This is a genomic window from Prevotella sp. 10(H) (assembly GCF_000711235.1).
Classification (GTDB): Bacteria; Bacteroidota; Bacteroidia; order Bacteroidales; family Dysgonomonadaceae; genus Dysgonomonas.
Window position 1 is genome coordinate 36,557 of sequence record NZ_JOMI01000009.1, and the last position, 22,042, is coordinate 58,598.

Consider the following 22,042-nt stretch of genomic DNA (forward strand, 5'->3'; position numbering starts at 1 on the left):
TATGGCAGAAAGAGATCCCTTTTTCGATTCATTGAAGTTTGTGCTCATTTTATTTGTCGTATTTGGGCATACAATGGAGTATCATATTCATTTTTCGACTTATCATATAGAATCTGCGGCCTACACTTTTATGTATACATTTAACATGCCCTTGTTCGTATTTGTATCTGGCTATTTTTCAAAAAATGTAACATGGAGTAGATATAAACCAAAATTCTGGGGATTAGTAATGTCATATATCGTTTTTCAAACTATACTTTTTATTCCTTATATAGTTAACGGTACATTTTCTCTGCGATATTACCTTTTCTACCCTCAAAAAGTAATGTGGTATATTCCAGCTTTACTGGTATGGCGTTTTACATTCTGCTTCATCCCGAAATTAAAACTGAGTTTTCCTGTAATATTTATTATTTCCTTGATTTTATCGCTACTCATAGGATATCAATATCATCCGAGTCCGCTTTTCTATGCACCTTCTAAAATATTGGTATTTTTGCCTTATTTCATTTTGGGTTATTACTGTCCGAAAAAGAGTATAGAAAAAATAAGGAAGATGGATAAAGAATTTTCGGTAGCTATTATAGTTGTTATCATAGGCTTAATATATACTACAATGCCATCTCAGCAAGCGATTTCTTTTTATGGCACTATTCCATACACCCAATTATTCCCCGGAGAAGAAACGTTAGGACTTGTATGCCGTTTATCAACTTATATAATTTCCATAATAGTATCCTGTGCCATAATTTCTCTAGTTACTACTAAACTTGCCAAATGGGGTGATAGAACGCTGGATATTTACCTGCTGCATGCGCCTTTGGTCTATCTGGTGTATGTAAAACTGATTGAAACCTATCATTGGAATACGAACATTTTTATCGATTTCATCGTTTTTCTCATTATCATCTTTATTTGCTTATTTTTATCGAAGCAAAAAATCATACAGTATCTGATAAATCCAATAACAATATTTCAAAAGAATAAATCGACAATAAAATCATGAACTATCAGGAATCATTAGCAAAAGATTTGGCTATCCGTTGCGGTAAGTTGCAGAAAACAATGCAGCAGATGAATATCGAAGCATGCGCATTGAGTACGCCCGTGAATGTCTTTTATATGACCGGTATGGTCTATAACGGATACTTTTATTTACCGGCAGAAGGCAGTCCGATACACTTTGTTAAACGGCCGGAAGGAATCGAATTTGATAATACAATATATATCCGCAAGCCGGAACAAATTACTGAAGAGTTGCAAAAGAGGAATATTGCATTACCGAAAACCCTTTTACTGGAAACGGATGTAATTTCTTTCAGTGAATGCACACGTTTATTGAAAACATTCAATATATCGGAAGCATCGAATGCATCGCTACTCATGCGTAAAATACGCAGTGTGAAAACCGACTTCGAAGTAGAGCAAATTAGAGCCTGTGCCCGTAAGCATGAAGCCGTATATAAACTGATTCCATCGGTTTACCGAGAGGGGATGACCGATGTAGAACTGCAGATAGAAATAGAACGGCTTATGCGCCTGCACGGGTCTATGGGAATATTCAGAAGTTACGGTGAAAACATGGATATCTATATGGGAAGCCTTCTTGTGGGCGAGAATGCAGAAGCACCTTCTCCTTACGATTATGCGTTGGGGGGCGCGGGAACAACTCCTGTTTTGCCTCTTGGAGCATCAGGTCAGAAAATAGGCAAAGGACAAACCATCATGGTAGACATGGCAGGAAATTACACTCCGTGGATGACAGATATGACCCGCGTATTTTCAGCAGGGAAAACGTTGGATATAGCTTATCGCGCGCATCAGGTTTCTATCGATATCCATAATCATATAATGGATATCGCAAAACCGGGAGTAAGTTGTGCCGATATATATAATATAGCGATGGAAACGGTTGCTAAAAACAATTTGGAACCTTATTTTATGGGTACGAAGCAACAGGCAAAATTCATAGGCCATGGGCTTGGGTTGGAAATAAACGAACCGCCTGTATTTACACCACGCTCGAAGGAATTACTGGAGAAAAATATTGTTTTCGCTTTAGAGCCTAAATTTGTAATCCCCGAAGTAGGTGCCGTAGGCATCGAAAACACCTATCTGGTAACCGAAACGGGAATAGAGAAACTGACTGTACTGGAAGAAGAAATAATCGAACTGTAATTGCAGCTATGAAAGAAAAGATGAATGCACGTTATTTTCTCAGTTTGCAGATAATGGTCATCCTTTTATCCGGTATATTATCTGTTGTATTCTCTTTTCTGTTACCTCTGTTGAACAGCCTTTTGCCGTCGGTCTTCGGATTCGTAGAAGATATACACTGGCTAATGTTGTTTTTCATGCTGATGATTTTCAATTTTATTCTGTCGCTTTTTTCTTTCACCATTGAGCTAAATCTTTTCAAAGCTGTAAGAGATAGCAGTATACTGTCTTTTATTTCATTTTTTCTGCCTGTGATAATATATATTCCTTGGATGGGGATAATCGCAAAGCACAACAGGGAATTTGCGATGTTCGGGATGCCGTTGCCATACATAGCAGCTCAGTTATACAATTTTATATCACATAGAAAACAGGCGAAAAAATGGGGAAATTAGGACGATTTTGTTTTTGGATACCGCTGAAAGTTTTTCTGTTGATTCCATTTATATCGATTATAACATTCCTGATTTTCGATAGTTGTATTGAAAAGGAAAATGAGATGTATGACAGTTTTGATGCCAGTCAGTTTTTTCTCTTTTTATCCGTTTTAATCGCAATAGTATCCGCAGTAATGTCATTTATTGCCTATCTCAACCAGAACAAATATGTGCAGAAAAACAGCATATTATCTGCACTGACATTTTATATTCCTATTATTCCTTCTTTTATACTTGTATTACCTTATAGTGCCAAATTCATTTCCGTACTGTTATTCTCAGCAATACCGGTATCTCTGATTATATTACAAACTTATCACTTCATCCGTTTTCGCAAATTATTAAAAACGGCTAAATTTGAAGATTATGAAAACGATTAATATCAAAGGCGAACTACTCGACCTGTCTTCTCCGATAGTAATGGGAATATTAAATATTACGCCCGATTCTTTTTATGCCGGTAGTAGAAAAGAAACAGAAGCACAGATTACAGACAGGGTAAAAGAAATAATTGATCAGGGAGGAGCGATTATCGATATTGGTGCGCAGTCTACACGCCCTGCTTCGACTCTTTTATCCGCGGAAGAAGAAATCGAACGCCTGAAATTTGCCTTGCCGATTATTAACCGCGAGTTCCCGGATGCAATTATTTCGGTGGATACGTTCTATAGCAATGTAGCCCGTTTTGCAGTAGAAGAGCACGGCGTGGCTATTATAAATGATATTTCGGGCGGTGAAATGGATAAATCGATGTTCGAAACGGCTGCCAAGCTGAATGTGCCTTATATACTGATGCATATGCGGGGAACGCCACAGACAATGAACAGTATGACAAATTACGATAACTTTATTCAGGAGGTATTTTACTATTTCTCAAAGAAGATTGCCGAACTGCATTTGCTCGGTGTAAACGATATTATCGTCGACCCGGGTTTCGGATTCAGTAAAACAATGGAGCAGAATTATGAATTAATGGCTACCCTGAAAGGCTTTTCAATTTTCGAATTACCTTTATTGGTCGGAATATCCCGAAAAAAGATGATTGCAAACTTACTAGATATAAATACCGATGAAAGCCTTAACGGAACTACGGTATTAAATACATTTGCTCTTCAAAACGGTGCGAATATCTTACGTGTGCACGATGTAAAAGAGGCGGTGGAAGCGGTTAAAATAGTGAAGAAACTGGAAGAATATAAATTCTGATTACCAGTTCAAAACATGGATAGCATGGCAGGCGGCAAGGGCTGCCGTTTCCGTACGAAGGCGGCTTTGGCCCAGTGAAATCGGCTGAAATCCGTTTTTCACAGCCAACTCTACCTCCTCTTCCGAGAAATCTCCTTCCGGTCCGATCAGGATAAGTACATCGTCTCCTTTCTTATATGCTTCCTTAATGGAAAGTTTTTCTTGAAGATAACAATGAGCGATAAATTTCTGCCCGTCGAATTCCTGAGTGACAAATCTCGAAAAAGATATCATTTCATCGAGTTGCGGCAATAACGCCTTTTCTGATTGTTTCATCGCTGAAACCAGTATTTTTTCGATACGCTGCGCTTTTATTTCTTTCCGCTCGGAGTGCTGGCAAAGAATAGGAGAAAAACGGTCGGTACCTATTTCCGTCGCTTTTTCGGCAAACCATTCTATGCGGTCTATATTTTTTGTAGGGGCAAAGGCAATCTGTAAATTAAAGTTCCAGCCTTTAGGTTGCTCAATTGTCCTTAGTACATTGACAATGCAATGTTTCGGATTGGCCTGTATAATCTCAGCATCATAGAAAAATCCCTTTCCATCGGTCAGGAGAATTTCATCTCCTTCTTTCTTACGCAGCACTTTTATGCAATGTTGCGCCTCTTCAACGGGCAGTTCCACGTTGGAAAGGATATCCGGTGTAAAAAAGATTGTCTTATCCATCAGGCTGATATTTTTAGATTATTCTTCAAATATAATCTTATTATCGCCTAATTCCTTAATACGGGCAAGCGATTCTACGTGAATGCCGAGTTCCCTCAGTCTGCGACCTCCGTCCTGAAAACTCTTTTCGATGATAAAGCCCATTCCGTAAAGTTCGGCACCTGCCTCTTTAATAAGGTTATAGATGCCTATAGCAGCATTTCCGTTCGCAAGAAAATCATCGATAAAAACGACCTTATCATTCGGGTTCAGAAAATCTTTGCTTACGCAGATTGTATAGTCTTTATCTTTAGTAAAAGAGTGGGCAATCGTAGAAACCATATTCACCATTGTTTTAGGCACCGCCTTTTTCACGAAAACAACGGGTAATTCGAGCAGATAGCCAAGCATAATAGCCGGAGCAATTCCGCTGGCTTCTATCGTAATAATCTTATTAATCGGTAAATTGCCGAATTTGCGGACGAATTCCACCCCTATTGATTTCATCAGAATAGGATCCATCTGGTGATTGATAAAACTGTCCACTTTGAGGATTCCCCCATCGAAACTTTTTCCGTCTTTAAGTATGCGGTCTTTGAGTAACTTCATTATGATAAAATTTAGTCTTTAATACGGATAACAACATTGGCAATTATAGCCACTACACCTCCGGTAGTAATTCCCGATGAAAAGATGCCTTTTACTATGGCAGGCATTTGCGAGAGAATATCAGGCACAAGTTCAACACCCAGTCCGCATGCAAAGCTCACTGCGAGTACAAGAATCGCCTTTCTATCGATATTTTGCGAGGCGATAATACGAACTCCTGACGCTGCTACTGTTCCGAACATCAACAAAGTTGCACCTCCCAGAACAGGCTCAGGCATAATAGAAAAAATTCCTCCGATGAATGGAAAAGCACTCAAAACAACGAGGAATCCGGCAATATAGTAACCTACTCTGCGGCTAGCTACTCCGGTCAATTGAATCAGTCCGTTATTCTGTGCAAATATCGAGTTCGGGAAAGAGTTGAAAACTCCTGCAATAGCCGAATTTATACCGTCGGCAAGTATTCCACCCTGTACGCGTTTCATAAATTTTGGCCCTTCTATCGGCTCTCCCCCAATCATCGAATTGGCGGTGATATCGCCGAAAGCTTCGATGGAAGTGATGAAATAGATAAGTGCCACGGCTATAAATGCGGATAAGTCGAAACTCAATCCGTACTTGAAGGGCTGGGGAATTGTAATAGCACCGATTTCACCCATATTTGAGAAATCTATCCACCCTAGGAAATAAGAAACGATATATCCGATGATTATGCCTATAATAATAGAACTCATGCGGATGTATTTATTCCGGATACTATTCAGTATAAGTATGGAAACAAGGACAAGCACAGCCACTCCCAGATTAAGAGGACTACCGAAACTTCTCTCTCCTTCGGTACCCATTGCAGCGAATCCACCGCCACAAGAGATGATAGCGACCTTTATCAGTGATAGCCCTATCATGGTTACTACAATGCCCGAAACCAGCGGAGTTATTATCTTCTTTGTATATTTAAGCAAGCGGCTGACAACCATTTCAACGGGAGAAGCAGCGATGCACACACCGAATATAGCGGCTAGAATAGCAGTTTCAGCCATATCTCCTCGGGCTGCAAAACTTGCGGTCAATGCGCCGATAAATGAGAAGCTGGTTCCCTGTATACATAACAGTCCGCAACCTACAGGGCCGAATCTTCTACACTGCACAAAAGTAGAAATACCTGATGCCAATAATGCCATGGAAACGAGAAATCCGGTCGTTTCGGCACTGAATTCCAATGCCCGCGAAATAATAAGCGGAGGCGTGATGATAGCTACAAATATGGCCAGCAGATGCTGGAATCCGGCAAACATGGCCTCGCTGAAAGGCGGCTTATCCTCTATCTGGTATATCAGGTCTGTCTTGCGTATGGGTTGGATAATTTCATCCGCTTCTTTCTCTGTAACTTGCATGAACTTATTATTATTGTGTAATTATATCAACCTAATGTATTCTTCATTTCCATATTAAAATCGTATACCTCTTCCACAGGAATTACCTTACGGGAAACGGCATCGATATCCTTGCCCTCTTTTGTCCAAAGGAAAGGGACAAAGCTGTATGCATAATCGGGATTCAATTCTTTTATATCTTTTTCCCACCCTTTCCAACGCAGGTTTTTATAGAAATCGTTCATGTCCGTTTCGAAGCAAAACAACAAGAACTGACTGTATCCTATATTCATAGGCAGCCACTTCAATGATTCGGGTGCAAAGTAATATATATTGCCTGCATCAGTACCCAAAAATCCCCCGTTTATCGCATAAAATCCCCCGATTGCATCATCAGCAATCAATAAATAAGGTGCGGGTTCGCCGAATTCTTCGAAGGTTTTGCCCTGATTCCAGTCGGGTAAGCTTCTTTTCATTTTGTCCGATCCTGAGCCGAGTATTCTTATCCAGCCGTTATCGATGAGCATCCCTCCTGTTTCGTAAATGACAGCCCCCATGAGCGAACGTGTAGTTACCTGAGTATTGACAAGGGCATTTTCCGCCTGTTGGCGATTACATGGTAAAACCTCCACTTTGTTCTTTGCCAGTTTTATCCATTCTTTAATAACGGGCCAGCCGGGATCTACCGTATTGACAAGTTCCTGAAGTGTACGCATAGGTACAAGTTTTTAAATTAGGTGCAAAATTAGTATAATTATGCGTATAATTCCGCATTATGACAAATAAAAGGGGTTAAGAAAAGGCAGAATTAACTCTCTGAGAATTGAATATTTGAAAACGGCTTGTGTATTGTATCGAAATAAAGGAATTCTAAGAGGGTTAAAAAATTTGAAAGTTTTTCCCTTATGCACTTCAAAATATTATTCGGCTTTTTGTGAAAATTAAAATTGAATTATTAAACTAACCCGAAATTTCGCCGAGTACTCAAATTCGTAATAAAGTACACAAATTTGTAATTTTACAAATTCCAGTTTCGGAAACTTTATTTTTCCAATGTGAATTTTCGATCACATTAATAATGAGGTCAGTCGTTTCGAATTCTTTAAGCTGCCTATTACAAGAATATTTTTATACGAGAGTTTAGTTTGATAATGCCCACCGATAATATTGCAGATAACAGAAGAATAGGAACAAACAGATAGTCTTTTGGATAAGTATCATTCGACAACATTTTCAATAATAAGATAACAAGGATATGTATTAAATAGATCCCGGAGGAAAAACTCGACATATATCCGTCAGATTCCTTATATCTGGATATTTTTAAAATAAAGAGGAACAAGACAGGGCAGAGAAAAATAAGGGAAAAATAAAAATCGCCTAGAAACTTTATCTCAAAATAATTCAAAATAGTTTTTTCAGCGAATAGCAAAACGAAACCTGATATGATGAAAAATAGCAAAAGGCTTTTCCGTATTTCGATAGGTTTTTGAGTCAGTAATGTAGAAATATAATATCCTACAAAAACAAAAGGAAATCCCATAAACAGAAAATTGCGGAAAAGAGAAATGCCATTTTGAAGGATGTATGTATCATTAGTAAATATCCGCAATATCGCCCATGCCGACAAATAAATAATAATCGCTGATACCAAGATTATTTTCCTGTTTACTCTTTTTGCTATCTTATGAATCAGATATATTATAAGAGATGCACCAAAAAGGGCAACGATATACCATAAATGGTGAAAGCCAAAAAAAACACTGGTGAAAACCGGATAGTGATAATATACACTGATACCGGCATAAATCAGGCTCCATGTGATATACATAATCAAGATTTTTTTTAAATAGCGGAAAACCTTTTTATCATCATTCTTTAAAAAAGCAAAATAAAATCCATTGATAATAAAGTAGCAGGGTACCGCAATTCGGGCAATTCCATTTCTAAAGAGATCTGTTATGAAGGCGTTTGGAAATATAGGAGTATGTATAGTAAGAACTAATATAGTTAATATTAGTTTGAAGTAATCCAGAGTTATATTTCGCTGCGGATAAAATTTAGTTTGGAGTTCCATAGGTTGTTTATGTGTTTTTTTGGTATATTGTAAGATAAAATAATGTCGAATATTGGGCTGATTTGTCTTAAAGAGATTATGTTTTGAGCATACCTTTACCGGAAATTTCGGGTTGGGCATCCGTAAATAAGTGGATAATTAAGTGTAAAAAGATTTATTATAATTATCTTTCATTAGTTAAATATATGACACAAATTAAGAAAAATATTTGAGATATTGTAATAAAAAAGAACTAAAAATATTACATATGGAAATATATAAAGCAACGATTAACGATCTCGAAGATTTGATAAAATTGCGCATCGATTTCCTAAAAATCGACAGAGGATTTTTAACAGAAGAGGAAGAAAAAGCAATCCGATTTCAATTAAAAAAATATTTTGAAAAATACATTCCCGAAGAAAAAGTTATAGCAGTAATTGCGCGGACGGATGAAAATATAATTGCTTCGTCGGCATTTTTGATTATTCAGGAGATGCCGGCAAACCCGACTTTTTTGACAGGGATTACAGGAACTTTATTGAATGTAATCACATATCCGGAATTCAGAAGAAAGGGAATTGCCACAAAAATTATACATTATATAATAGATGAAGCTAAAAAAATGAATGTATCCAACATCAGTTTATTAGCAACGGAAGACGGAAAAGAATTATATGAAAAACTAGGATTCGAAATCCCTCATTATACAAATATGAGTTTGACATTATAATTGCACTCCCCATAAAACATCTGCATCTCCTTTGATGTTATATGATATAATAAAGAAAATAAAGTATCATGCTAATCCAGTTTCTATTTATTCTTACAGCTATTATAATAGGTGCCCGTATACAGGGTATCGGACTTGGGGTAATGGGGGGGCTTGGACTGGCGGTACTTGTTTTTGGATTCGGATTGGAACCGACTTCCCCGCCTATAGACGTCATGCTGATGATAGTGGCGGTAATTGCTGCAGCAGGTTGTATGCAGGCAGCGGGAGGTCTCGACCTTATGGTGTCGATGGCTGAAAAATTCCTGCGAAAGCATCCGCAGCGGATTACACTCTTTAGTCCGATTGTTACTTATCTTTTTACTTTCGTTGCAGGAACAGGGCACGTTGCTTATTCTGTTTTACCCGTGATAGCCGAAGTTGCCCGCGAAACAAAAATACGCCCCGAACGCCCGCTGGGCATTGCAGTTATTGCATCGCAGCAAGCGATAACAGCAAGTCCGATTTCGGCAGCTACCGTTGCACTATTAAGCATGTTGGCCGGATATGATATTTCCCTTTTGAATATATTAATGGTAACTATACCGGCGACATTGGTCGGTGTACTATTAGGAGCACTGGTCAGTATGCGTGTAGGAAAAGAATTACATCTCGATCCGGAATACCAAAGGCGTCTCGAAAACGGGATGTTCGCGAAGGACATTTCAGAGGAAAAAACCCAATACAAAATGAAAAGTAAGGCTGGTTTATCAGTCCTTATTTTTATACTTGCCACTGTTTTTATTATACTTTTCGGCTCCGTCGAGAGCTTACGAAACATAGGCGGAAGAGATTTAAATATGCCTATTATCATAGAAATTCTGATGCTTTCTGCCGCCGCGCTTATCCTTCTTATAACAAAAACCAACGGAATAAAAGCTGCCCAAGGCTCCGTTTTTGTAGCAGGCATGCAGGCCGTTGTTGCCATATTCGGTATAGCATGGATGGGCGATACGTTCATTCATGGCAACATGGATCAGCTTCGTGAATCGATAGAAGGCATAGTAAAATCCATGCCCTGGATATTCGGAATTGCCTTATTTGTTATGTCCATTTTGCTATACAGTCAGGCGGCAACCGTCAGGGCATTGATGCCTTTAGGTATCGCTTTAGGTATATCACCGTGGATGCTGATCGCACTTTTCCCCACAGTCAACGGCTACTTTTTCCTTCCTAATTATCCGACCGTAGTCGCGGCTATTAACTTCGACCGTACCGGTACCACCCGCATCGGAAAATGGGTACTGAACCACTCTTTTATGTTGCCGGGACTAGTGGCAACCGTTGGCGCAGTAGTCACCGGATTAATAATTATTACCCTAATTGGCAAATAATTAAAAAAAATTTAATAAATTGCATTCTGATTTTACACAAAATAGAGTAAACGTCTGACAATCAAGATGAAGACCTTATTTCTCAAATTATTACTATTTTCAAAATAGTTAATAATTTATTGTTAGAAATTATAAATTTTAACAGAATTGTCAAAACGAACCCTTACTTTTGTAGAAATTACATACGACACGAGATTCTAATTTAGAGGAAATCACTAAATCAGAGGCCTGGATTTCTGATTTGAAATATTTTTAATTGTTTGCTATATATAGTAATGTATATAACACAGAACACCTAGAAATACAACTGCAAAACACTATGCGGATAAAACTAACAGGACTATTCGTCAGCATGACGCTGGCACTTACGGGACAAACAAACAACGAACTACCACAAACGAACAATTCGGCTGCGGAGAGTTCGTATGAAGTTTCTACTGATTCCAATCAGGATTATTATCAACGACTATTGGAATATAAAGACACATCATCATCGGGTTCAAGTTCCGAAATTTATTCCCCGAAAAAAAGTAGCGTAGTAACGTGTAGCGATTCGGTCTACATCGAACGGCTTACCTCCCTACCCACAAAAATGGAGTTATCTTTCAATCCGAAGGTTCGCGGCTATATAGAAAGATATGCCAAACGGGGAAAGAGCCATGTCAGCCATATGCTGGGAGAAGGCAAATATTATTTCCCGCTTTTCGAAGAAATTCTCGTCAGGGAAGGATTACCCCTCGAATTAAAATATCTGACAATTATAGAATCAGCTCTCAACCCTACCGCCCGTTCAAAAGCAGGAGCGACAGGGTTGTGGCAATTTATGGATAAGACAGGGAAAAACTTCAACCTTCAAATCAATGGTCTGGTAGACGAACGTCGCGATCCTGTAAAATCTACATATGCCGCAGCAAAATTCCTTAAAGAACTATATGATACATACGGCGATTGGAATCTTGTTCTTGCTGCATATAACTGCGGAGCCGGTAATGTAAACAAGGCGATCCAGCGTAGCGGAGGCAAAACGGATTTCTGGGAAATCCAGTCTTACCTGCCGAAAGAAACAAGAGAATATGTGCCGGCATTTATTGCAGCTGTATATATCATGAATTATCACCACGAACATAATATCCATCCTGCAAAATGTCCTTATCCGTCGTCAATGGATTCTATAAAAATCAACAAGCGGATGCACTTCAGGGAAATTGCAGAGAAAGTAAATCTTTCAGTCGCAGACCTGCGCAAATTTAATCCTCAATTTAAAGGGGACATCATTCCGGGAAACGTTAAAGAGTATACGCTTAATTTACCTACCCAAAATGTTCTGGCATATATAGATTCTGAAAATAAAAAATCGGGCGCTTCACTTCCTGATATAAATATGGAGAAAGTCGGAAATGATATCTTATCGAATCCGCTTCTTGCAGATGCCAATACTAAAAATAATCAGGGATCATTCCTTGACGAATTATCAAAAGTAGGAAAACCTTCATCTCCTGTTGCGCAGGAATACGTCACTGTGCAAAAGGCGCAGACAATTATCTCTTATCACGAAATAGGAAAAGGAGAAACATTGTACCGGGTAGCTAAAGCGAATAAAGTTACTGTCGAAGAATTAAGGAGATGGAATGACTTGGAATCGAACAGCGTTAAGATGGGTATGAAACTCAAAATAATGCGAGTTGAATTTATCTCGGTAGAGGAAGCTATAAAAACACAGTATAAAGAGCCGGCACTTCTTGCCATTGCTCCGTCATCTGATATAACCCTCGATATAATGGGTGGTTATTTGAAGAAAACGAATATAGCTATAGAGCAAGAAAGGGAATTTGACAATGCTACGAATTCTTATAATATGAAAATGCTTGCCATAGCAAATGAAATCGATTACAGAAATAATGATTTCGGCAGGAAAAAGAATATATGGGGACGCATTACAAATACTGCGACTCTGGCTTTCAACAGCGTGAAAAACTGGGGTGAATCTGCCACTGAGGCAATTTCTAAAAACATCAAAGCTAAAGCTGTCAGGAAGAATTTGGATACAGATACAGATGTAACTAAACAGGAATTACTGGCAGAAGTACCTAAAGAAACTGTCACTGAAGTTAAGCAGACTAACTTATTTGCAATAAAGAATGGATTGTCTGCCGTTCCTGAAAGGGAAGCCATACTTACGGCGGCTGACATCGCTGCTAAAGACGAAAATCTGGTAAAACTTTATCATAAAGTAAGAATCGGTGAAACTGTTACACAGATAGCCACCCGTTACAAGGTTTCGAAAGACGATATTGTTGCTTGGAACAATCTTGATACAGGTATGGCTAAGGTAAGACAACGTCTGTTGATCTTTATTCCTAAAGACAAAAGACTTGCAACCAACAAGATTGATCTGCTTGACAATATATAATTAGTACCAAATACAACGTATTTTCTTAAAGTGTACCCCAAAAGGAGTGCAGTAGATTTCTATATCCTAAAATATAGATAAAAACACCGATTTTTGGGCTTAATTCTCCATATTTCAGTCAATAGAATGCCTTGCCTGTAAATAGTTACTGAGAAAGCAAAAAAGGTACCTAAATAGAAAACTATTTCGTATTTTTGTTCTCTCAAAATCTCATTAACTGTTAATATGGAAATTGCAAGCACTTACAACCCTGTAGAAGTAGAGGATAAATGGTATAAATACTGGCTGGAAAACAGGTTCTTTCATTCAGAACCCGATAGTCGTGAACCCTACACCATTGTAATTCCCCCTCCTAACGTCACAGGCGTGCTCCACATGGGCCATATGCTCAACAATACCATACAGGATATACTTGTACGCCGTGCCCGCATGATGGGTAAGAATGCGTGCTGGGTACCCGGTACTGATCACGCTTCTATCGCTACCGAGGCAAAGGTTGTAGCTAAGCTAGCTGCCGATGGAATCGCTAAAAATGACCTCACGCGCGAAGAATTCCTCAAACATGCATGGGATTGGACTCACAAACATGGTGGAATCATACTCGAGCAGCTGAAAAAGCTGGGTGCATCCTGCGACTGGGACCGTACCTGCTTTACAATGGATGAAAAACGCTCTGCGAGTGTGATGAAAGTATTTGTCGACCTGTATAAAAAAGGCCGAATTTATCGCGGAATACGTATGGTAAACTGGGATCCTGCAGCTAAAACAGCAGTTTCCGACGAAGAAGTTATCCATAAAGAGGAACACGGTAAGCTTTATTATGTAAGATATAAGATAGACGGTGAAAACGGCTACATTGTAGTCGCTACAACACGCCCTGAGACGATTTTCGGAGACGTAGCTGTATGTATTAACCCTAACAACCCGAAAACGGCTTATATGAAAGGGAAAAGGGTCATAGTACCTATTGCCAACCGCGTTGTACCTATCATAGAAGATGAATATGTAGATATGGAGTTCGGAACAGGATTTCTTAAGGTAACTCCTGCGCACGATGTAAATGACTATATGCTGGGCCAAAAACACAATATCGATGGAATCGACATATTCAACGATAACGGTACATTGAATTCATATGGACTTCAATATGAGGGCATGGATCGCTTTGAAGTGCGCAAAAAAATAGAAAAGGATTTGCAGGACGCAGGCTTACTGGAAAAAGCCGAGCCTTATACTAACAGCGTGGGATATTCGGAGCGTACGCATGTGCCTATAGAGCCGAAACTCTCGATGCAATGGTTCCTCAAAATGGATGAACTGGCTAAACCTGCGTTGGATGCGGTAGAAAACGATATAATTAAATTCCATCCGGCAAAATTTAAAAACATGTACCGTCACTGGATGGAAAACATCAAAGACTGGAATATTAGCCGTCAGTTGTGGTGGGGACATCAGATTCCGGCGTATTATTTGCCTGAAGGAGGCTTTGTGGTAGGAGAAACTCCGGAAGAAGCATTGGAAGAAGCCAGAAAGGTAAATCCGAACCTGAATATGGAAGACCTGCGTCAGGATGAAGATTGTCTGGATACATGGTTTTCATCGTGGTTATGGCCGATTTCGGTTTTCGATGGCATCAATAATCCCGATAATGAAGATATTAAATACTACTATCCAACCAATGATCTGGTGACCGCTCCCGAAATCATATTTTTCTGGGTAGCACGAATGATTATGGCAGGATATGAATACAGAAATGAGCCTTGTTTCGGGAATGTATATTTTACTGGTATCGTACGCGATAAACTAGGCCGTAAAATGTCTAAATCGCTCGGTAATTCTCCCGATCCTATCGAATTAATGGAGAAATACGGCGCTGACGGTGTACGTATGGGAATGCTGCTCACATCACCTGCCGGAAATGACTTACCTTTCGATGAAAGCCTATGTGAACAGGGACGCAATTTCAATAATAAAATTTGGAATGCATTCCGTCTTGTTAAAGGCTGGGAAGTAAGTAAAGATATAGAGCAACCCGAATCAGCTAAAATCGCGATTAAATGGTTCGAAAATATCCTGGCTAAGACCATAGGCGAACTCAATGATTCATTTAGCAAATACCGCTTATCAGAGGCTTTAATGGCCGTATATAAGCTTTTCTGGGACGAATTCTCATCATGGTACCTTGAAATGGTAAAACCGCCATATCAGAAACCAATAGACAGCAAAACTTATGAAGCTACACTCGGATTTTTCGATTCTCTGCTGCGTCTCCTTCATCCGTTTATGCCGTTTATAACGGAAGAATTATGGCAGGCAATTACCAATCGTAAAGAAGGCGAGAGCATCATGGTATCCGACATGCCTCAAACGACTGATTTCGATAGTGATTTAATCGATAAATTCGAAAAGGTAAAGGAGGCAATAGCCGGCATACGTACAATCCGTCTGCAGAAGAATATTGCAAATAAAGAAGAATTGTCACTTGAAATTGTCGGAAAATACGATGATTCTTTCGACAGTGTTATTTACAAGATGGGAAATCTTTCTTCGATAAAGAATGTCAGTGAAAAAGATGCGACGGCAGCTTCTTTCCTTGTCGGTACTACCGAATTTTCCGTACCGTTGGGCAACAATATAGATATCGAAGCTGAACTAGCCAAATTGAACGATGAATTGAAGTATCTGGAAGGCTTCCTTAAGTCGGTTACAGCCAAATTAAGCAACGAAAAGTTTGTAGCCAATGCCAAGCCCGAAATTGTGGAAAACGAACGTAAAAAGCAGGCAGATGCAGAAAGCAAGATAAAAACAATAAAAGAAAGCATTGCCAGCCTGAGTAAATAATAGTTACCAATCTATAATATAAAAGGGGCTGCAACGAAGCAGCTCCTTTTCTGTATCTTTAAAGATATGCTGAATAAGATAAAGTCATATATGATGCCCATTGCAATGATTACCGGAGTTATACTTCATAAGTATATGGGTAGCTTATCCTTTTTGACTCCTTATCTTATTGCCCTGATGCTATTTATCACCTATTGCAACATATCCATTCGCGATATTAAATTTAAACGGCTGCATCTGTGGCTCATTATCATCCAAATATGCGGAAGCATCGGGGTATACCTCCTGCTCTACCCTATTTATCCCGTTATTGCACAGGGAGCGATGATCTGCATAATGGCTCCTACCGCCACTTCTGCTCCTGTTATAACAGGCATGCTTGGAGGTAGTATAGAAAGCCTTACTGCTTACAGCCTGTTGAGTAATATGACAATTGTAATTGTGTCTCCCATAATTTTCGCTTTCATCGGCGAAGTGGAAGCTGTATCTTTTACCGATTCATTGTGGATTGTATTTGAAAAGGTATTCATTCTCTTGTTCCTACCTTTTTTTGGTGCTATGCTACTGCGAAAATTTTTACCGAGAGTTCACTACGAAATACAGAAGGCCAAAGGATTGTCTTTCTACATATGGTCGGTTGCTTTAGTAATAATTACAGGAAAGATTGTCCAGTTTATTATTGATCAGGAAAATCCGAATTATATCATAGAAACCAGTATTGCCCTGCTAGCTTTAATTGTTTGTATATTTCAGTTTTTGACTGGCCGACGGCTCGGCAGAATTTACGATGACACTATTGCCGGAGGGCAGGGATTAGGACAAAAAAATACCATCCTTGCTATATGGATGGCACAAACTTATCTCAATCCTATTTCATCTATAGGCCCCGGGGCCTATGTATTATGGCAAAATATTGTGAATTCGTATCAGGTGTGGCGAAACCGTAAAAACATGTAAGAATTTAATTTGCACTGGCACGGTTCTGAACAAAGATATCCTGCGGAACAAGTACCATATTCTTCAGATATTCGAATTCCAGTTCGAAACATTCACTGAATATTTCATCGCTGAATCCTTCTTCAAGTTGCTTTACAGTCCAGAATTTCCCCTTCATCTTACCGTCCCGCCTTATCAGATCTTCATCTTCGACTGTTGCGGTGAAAAGGAATATCAGGCGCTTCGTATCGTCATTTTCGAAGACATATTTCAAGAGAAATTTTATAGAGAATTCTATTTCGTCGCCTATCATCCGTCTTATGCTGTTACGTGCAGCCAGATTGATCTCATGATTGAACAGCATGTATTTTTCGAACGGATAATCCAGTTTGCCCGGATTCAAGATATCATCCATCGGACGCTCCTGTAGATATACCTTCGAATCGGATATCAAAGCTACCCTGACTACCGGATGAAGGAATTTATTCTTCATATTCATGGAAACGCTCTTAGCTATCCTACCGGTTACTTCACCTTTTTCGGTAACGATAGGAAGCCATTCTTCTTTCCTCAACCGCGATACAAGGTTCGTTATCTTGAGAGTCTGATAAATCCCTATAGATAAAAGAATGAGCAGAGGAAGCAATGAGAACATGACTACGTCAAGCACCTGCGCATCTTCACCCTGAAATGTAAACTGGCGATATAGTATTATGGCAAATACATGAATGGTAAGCCCGTATTGAATGAGTGTCGCCGAATCGTAGAATTCATTCAGCAGTGCTTTCTGCATCAGGCTTTTCTGCCGGAAGAAACGCGTAGCCACATAAGTCTTACTCACCCTTAGTAGCATGAAGAGACAGATCATACATACCTCACAAAGCACGACATAAGTGTTAGGCTTATTTATGGCTTCTATATGTTCGTGGCTGAATATCCATGCAACAAACCCTATCAGCATAGAAATGCCTGATATGTAAAATGTTACACTAAATCCACGGCTTTTATAATATAATCTGAGGAATAACTCTCCGAGAATGGAAAGACTGATACCTGCAATTAATGCATATTGTTCCGGTACGTTCATCATATGCAGGATAATAAACAATATGAACGGAACTAACCCTATTACCGGATTGGAGATATGTTTCCTTATACCTTTACTTAGCATTTTTTTCCTATTATCAATGATGAGTTATGTGAGTTTGTAGCATTTTTCAAATATTGTTGCAGCCCCGGCTATTAACCAAAGGTTACTCTATTAGGCGTAGTTTCATCATAAATCATCGTACTCTATTACCAATTAAACAATTTTATAAGAACTTTGTTCTATATTATTCGCATTTATTGTAAAATAAATTGCTCCCCAGTGTTTAGTTTTTCTTTTCTTTAAATGTAAAGAACTTGTTTACAGCAAATTGTATTGCAGCTACAATAAATATAGCAAATACCTTCGCCAGCATATCGTCTATCTTCATTACCCCGATAAACAAGGTCAACAGCATCGAGCTTATAACCATGCCTCCTATCGCTATGGAGGCAAATGAAGCAAAACGCTTCAACTTTTTATCGGTAACCCTGAATGTAAAATAACTATTCAGTATAAAGTTATTTACTACTGCCAGTGTCTGGCTGATAACATTGGATATAAGTATATCCAGCATCCCTACCGACATATTCCCTTTCAATAAAGAACTTATCGTTGCCGAAAAAGGATAATGCACAGCGAATTTGTTTATCAGCAGATAATATACTCCCATATCGATAATTAAACCTACTATACCCACCAGACCGTATTTCACTAATTGTCTGACAGATTTCCGTTTAACCAGTCCCTCCAGCTGCTGCTTCATGTGTAACTCTCAAGTTTGTTTGGCGTGATCAATGCTTTTTCTTTATTCTGAAAAAAAGTATTTCATTCTTATTTTCATTCATCTTGTCACTCGATTCCAATAAAGTAAAATCATAATCACTGTATTGCTCCTTTATTCTTTCTATATCAAGTTCTAATGCTATAAAATAACCTTCCTCGGGCTTTTCTATCGCTATATTCTTGAAACGGTTGTGCATCGAAAAATTTAAAGAATACAGATTCCTGTACCATTTCAAATAATTAGTAACATACACATTCCCGTTCAAATCGTATTTCTTAGCCAGCAATTCGGCGAAAGGCCTTGTCGAATAAGCGTCTTTAAACCCGGGGAGTAAATACGCGTCCATAAACAGATTTATCGCGAGTATCAGGCCGAATCCGGCCATCAAAACTTTTATATTCATATTCTTCCTCAACAGATAAATACTGTTGATTATCGCCCAAAGCAACACAGCTATACCAAATACACCCAACCAGCCGGGATGCTGAAATATATTAAAGAACACTTTGATATCGCGTATTGTTTTTTCACGCTTCGATATCGAGGTTGCAATATCTTCATTTATTATTCCTGTATATGCCAAGGCTACAATTATCAGGGCTACAATACCTATAATCAGAAAAATTGATGTGGTGATTCGTACCGCTTTTGGCCGGGCGTCTGCAAGGTAAATAAAAAATCGCGCAACAAATATAGCAATAAAAGGATATGTTAGCATTATATAAGTGCTTCGTTTAGACGACGGAATAGTAAAAAAGATTAAAGCAACGACTATTACCATCAGGCTGAACAATAATACAGGCTCCAGAGAAAGCAACTTATTGAAAAAAGATTTTATTGAAACCGAAGGCCGCTTATATCTGATAAAGAACAAAGATATACCCAGTAAAATAGTCCATGGGAGGAATCCGGCGACAAGGGAAAGCGGATAATAATACCATGGATTCTCCACTCCAAGCTCATAACTTATATCGAGATTTGAAGACTCGATACGAAGAAAACGTCCGACATTCTCTGCAAAGACCTTATCCAAGAAAGCTTCTCCCTGAATCTGATATGCAGCATAATACCATATCAACGGCGGCAGAAGGGCAGCTATCAATATGGCAAGGCATATAAATGTCGATTTGAAGAAATTTTGGCGACGGGCTAATAGATATACTCCAAATATAAGGCACGGGAGCAATGCACCTACCGGCCCTTTAGCCAGTGTAGCCAGACTGAGCAATATCCATGCAGCGGCAAGCTGCCCGAGCCTGCGCTTATCATGCCAGAGGTATAATTGTATAATGGCTGCCACCATGAGGAAAGTCAATAGCATATCGATACGTGTGGTCATTGCCGCACGATGTATTTCAAAACAGGTAATTAATATAAGGCAGGAAACAAACGCCTCCAATACCGGACGGCGTCGGGCAAAGAACATGAAACAAATGCCTATAATTCCAATAAATGCCAGTGTAGACGGCAACCTCGATGTGAACGGAGTAACCTCACCTTTGTTCAAGGCAAGCGAAAAGCCCGCAATCAACCAGTGATTTAATGGCGGCTTATAAGCAAACTCGTCGGCATAACTAGAAGGTATTATCCACTCTCCCTTTTCTATCATAGATATAGCCAGAGCAGCCTCACGAGGTTCGCCCTTGGTATAGAATTCACCCAATCCGATCCACGGTAAAGTAGATAAAGTAGCTATGAGAATAATAAGTAAAAGCGGTTTTTGCAAATAAAGTGTTTGCAGGAAATGTGATCTCTTCATATTACACACCGATATTTGACACAAAGATAAGTTTTTATTTTTCCCGCGTTATCAAATGAGTACTAAATATATAGAAACAATGCTGCAAAGATAAATCAGAAAATATGAAACAGACAAAACCATAGAATAGTTTAAAATGTTTTAAAACAAAGATATATTGTCTACGAAATGAAAAATAAATAAGTAATTTTGATCCGATATTTAAGTGAATATGAACGAGAGGGTAAAATTATCAGTTTTAGGATTTTCTTTTAATCAGACACAGTCCGGTGCCTATGGTTTGGTGCTGGCAGAAGAAGACGGCGCGCGCAGATTGATGATAGTTGTGGGAACTCCCGAAGCGCAATCTATTGCATTCAAACTGCAGGGGTCGCATCCGCCGAGGCCGCTCACACATGATCTATTCAAATCTTTGTTTAATCAGCTTGACATCACATTACGTGAAGCAGAAATATATAAATACGAAAACGGGGTCTTTTTTTCAAGAATGCTACTCAGCCAAGGAGATAAGACAATTTATATAGAATCGAGAACTTCCGATGCCGTCGGCATTGCCCTGAGGACTAAATCTCCCATATATACTACCGAAGCCATTATGCAGGAGCAAGCAATAATCTTCGATGAAAGTTCTATTCAGGATACAGGTGCATCCGAAGATGACAAAGACAATCTGGCTTTGGATTATTCCCTGCTTGATAAAGACGAATTGGAAACACTCCTCAAAGATGCAATTGAAGGTGAAGATTACGAACTGGCTTCCCTCTTAAGAGATGAACTTCAGAGAAAGAAGAATCAATAAGCCTCAATATTAAACTACCCCGCAACATTTTTAAGTTTTATAAACAGTATTTCGTGCAGCAAAGCACCTCTTTTCATCGTCTAAAAGACGAGACAAGTAAGTATTGAGCTATAGAGATTCCATATGATTATTTATTCAATCATAATATCCGTAACTTCTCGGATATGGGATTCCGGTTGTAATCTCTCGGAACACAAAAAACATTTTACCTAGAACAAGGGTAATATATTTGTATCCAATCAAATTCAATCTTTGAATTCACCATGTGATAACACACTAAAAAAGCCACTGAATCAGTGGCTTTTCATATTATACTTTTTCTGGATGTTATTTAACAATTACTTTCTGGGCTACTTTACCGGCCTTTAATATATAAACACCTTTCTGAAGATCGAGATTAGTCTCTGCTACAATAGTCTTAAGGTTTATACTTCTGACCTTCACTCCCAGTATGCTATATACCTCGAGATAGCCCGAAACCGGAACATTTTCCAATTTAATTTTGCTGTTATAATTAAGGGTTATTTCAATGGTTTTTGTATTCTCCTGAGGTTCTTTTGCTTCAGACGCAAATATATTCGACAGATAGTCCAACTTACCTGCATAAGCAGATATAGCGGCTCCGCCAAACAATACAAGGAATAGTATGCCTCTCAAATTTACCATTATCCATTATTCCTAATATTCACAAATATAGGGATTAAACCTTATAAAAGAATAAAAAAAGTAAAAAAA

The 22,042-nt window shown here is 38.8% G+C and carries 20 protein-coding genes; 11 read left to right on the top strand and 9 right to left on the bottom strand.

Annotated elements, in window-relative coordinates; translation table 11 throughout:
* Position 1 precedes the first annotated feature (1 nt).
* Genes K348_RS0115635 through folP form a run of 5 tightly spaced genes read left to right on the top strand, consistent with a single transcriptional unit; the run spans position 2 to position 3,860 of the window.
* Entirely contained in the window at positions 2–1,006 is a 1,005-nt protein-coding gene (locus K348_RS0115635; RefSeq protein ID WP_197027679.1) for an acyltransferase family protein, read from the top strand.
* Positions 1,003–2,178, top strand: a complete 1,176-nt coding sequence (locus K348_RS0115640) for a Xaa-Pro peptidase family protein (RefSeq protein ID WP_029906391.1) — start codon at positions 1,003–1,005, stop codon at positions 2,176–2,178. The genes K348_RS0115635 and K348_RS0115640 overlap by 4 nt, the downstream gene beginning before the upstream one ends.
* 8 nt (positions 2,179–2,186) lie before the next feature.
* Complete coding sequence (locus K348_RS0115645) at positions 2,187–2,612, top strand: hypothetical protein (RefSeq protein WP_029906392.1); 426 nt, start codon at positions 2,187–2,189, stop codon at positions 2,610–2,612.
* A complete protein-coding gene (locus K348_RS0115650) occupies positions 2,600–3,034 on the top strand; it encodes a hypothetical protein (protein ID WP_029906393.1) in 435 nt (144 codons plus the stop codon). The genes K348_RS0115645 and K348_RS0115650 overlap by 13 nt, the downstream gene beginning before the upstream one ends.
* A complete protein-coding gene (folP, locus tag K348_RS0115655) occupies positions 3,021–3,860 on the top strand; it encodes a dihydropteroate synthase (protein WP_029906395.1) in 840 nt (279 codons plus the stop codon). The genes K348_RS0115650 and folP overlap by 14 nt, the downstream gene beginning before the upstream one ends.
* On the opposite strand, the gene K348_RS0115660 is transcribed toward folP, so the two are convergent.
* The 5 genes from K348_RS0115660 to K348_RS0115680 all read right to left on the bottom strand — a co-directional run bounded on the left by K348_RS0115660 (position 3,861) and on the right by K348_RS0115680 (position 8,723).
* Complete coding sequence (locus K348_RS0115660) at positions 3,861–4,565, bottom strand: 16S rRNA (uracil(1498)-N(3))-methyltransferase (RefSeq protein ID WP_029906397.1); 705 nt, start codon at positions 4,563–4,565, stop codon at positions 3,861–3,863.
* An 18-nt stretch (positions 4,566–4,583) separates the two neighbouring features.
* Positions 4,584–5,153, bottom strand: a complete 570-nt coding sequence (gene xpt / locus K348_RS0115665) for a xanthine phosphoribosyltransferase (protein ID WP_029906399.1) — start codon at positions 5,151–5,153, stop codon at positions 4,584–4,586.
* A gap of 11 nt (positions 5,154–5,164) precedes the next feature.
* Positions 5,165–6,547, bottom strand: coding sequence for a nucleobase:cation symporter-2 family protein (locus K348_RS0115670; RefSeq protein ID WP_029906401.1), 1,383 nt, complete (start codon positions 6,545–6,547; stop codon positions 5,165–5,167).
* 26 nt (positions 6,548–6,573) lie between these two features.
* Positions 6,574–7,242 (bottom strand): DUF2625 domain-containing protein, encoded by a 669-nt coding sequence (locus tag K348_RS0115675; RefSeq protein ID WP_029906403.1) that lies wholly within the window; start codon positions 7,240–7,242, stop codon positions 6,574–6,576.
* Positions 7,243–7,640: 398 nt separating this feature from the next.
* A complete protein-coding gene (locus K348_RS0115680; protein WP_029906405.1) occupies positions 7,641–8,723 on the bottom strand; it encodes an acyltransferase family protein in 1,083 nt (360 codons plus the stop codon).
* Between the two features lie 127 nt (positions 8,724–8,850).
* Between K348_RS0115680 and K348_RS0115685 the strand changes: the two genes are divergently transcribed.
* From K348_RS0115685 to K348_RS0115705, 5 genes are all read left to right on the top strand, one after another.
* Positions 8,851–9,315 carry a GNAT family N-acetyltransferase gene (locus K348_RS0115685; RefSeq protein ID WP_029906407.1) on the top strand — a complete coding sequence of 155 codons (465 nt, stop codon included), beginning with the start codon at positions 8,851–8,853 and terminating at the stop codon, positions 9,313–9,315.
* Between the two features lie 68 nt (positions 9,316–9,383).
* Positions 9,384–10,688 (top strand): anaerobic C4-dicarboxylate transporter family protein, encoded by a 1,305-nt coding sequence (locus K348_RS0115690; protein WP_029906409.1) that lies wholly within the window; start codon positions 9,384–9,386, stop codon positions 10,686–10,688.
* Between the two features lie 319 nt (positions 10,689–11,007).
* The gene (locus K348_RS18865; RefSeq protein WP_156032904.1) at positions 11,008–13,098 is read left to right on the top strand and encodes a transglycosylase SLT domain-containing protein; all 2,091 of its coding nucleotides are present in this window, start codon (positions 11,008–11,010) and stop codon (positions 13,096–13,098) included.
* Positions 13,099–13,323: 225 nt separating this feature from the next.
* Positions 13,324–15,939 (top strand): valine--tRNA ligase, encoded by a 2,616-nt coding sequence (locus K348_RS0115700; protein ID WP_029906413.1) that lies wholly within the window; start codon positions 13,324–13,326, stop codon positions 15,937–15,939.
* A 66-nt stretch (positions 15,940–16,005) separates the two neighbouring features.
* Positions 16,006–16,896 carry a bile acid:sodium symporter family protein gene (locus K348_RS0115705; protein ID WP_029906415.1) on the top strand — a complete coding sequence of 297 codons (891 nt, stop codon included), beginning with the start codon at positions 16,006–16,008 and terminating at the stop codon, positions 16,894–16,896.
* A 4-nt stretch (positions 16,897–16,900) separates the two neighbouring features.
* On the opposite strand, the gene K348_RS0115710 is transcribed toward K348_RS0115705, so the two are convergent.
* From K348_RS0115710 to K348_RS0115720, 3 genes are all read right to left on the bottom strand, one after another.
* Positions 16,901–18,046, bottom strand: a complete 1,146-nt coding sequence (locus K348_RS0115710; protein WP_029906417.1) for a hypothetical protein — start codon at positions 18,044–18,046, stop codon at positions 16,901–16,903.
* 202 nt (positions 18,047–18,248) lie between these two features.
* Positions 18,249–18,728 (bottom strand): GtrA family protein, encoded by a 480-nt coding sequence (locus K348_RS0115715; protein ID WP_029906419.1) that lies wholly within the window; start codon positions 18,726–18,728, stop codon positions 18,249–18,251.
* Between the two features lie 28 nt (positions 18,729–18,756).
* Positions 18,757–20,508 (bottom strand): glycosyltransferase family 39 protein, encoded by a 1,752-nt coding sequence (locus K348_RS0115720; protein WP_029906421.1) that lies wholly within the window; start codon positions 20,506–20,508, stop codon positions 18,757–18,759.
* Positions 20,509–20,719: 211 nt separating this feature from the next.
* On the opposite strand from K348_RS0115720, the gene K348_RS0115725 reads away from it, so the two are divergent.
* Entirely contained in the window at positions 20,720–21,307 is a 588-nt protein-coding gene (locus K348_RS0115725; protein WP_029906423.1) for a bifunctional nuclease family protein, read from the top strand.
* A gap of 327 nt (positions 21,308–21,634) precedes the next feature.
* On the opposite strand, the gene K348_RS0115730 is transcribed toward K348_RS0115725, so the two are convergent.
* Positions 21,635–21,973: a T9SS type A sorting domain-containing protein gene (locus K348_RS0115730; protein WP_029906425.1), complete on the bottom strand. Its 339-nt coding sequence runs from the start codon at positions 21,971–21,973 to the stop codon at positions 21,635–21,637.
* Positions 21,974–22,042 lie beyond the last annotated feature (69 nt).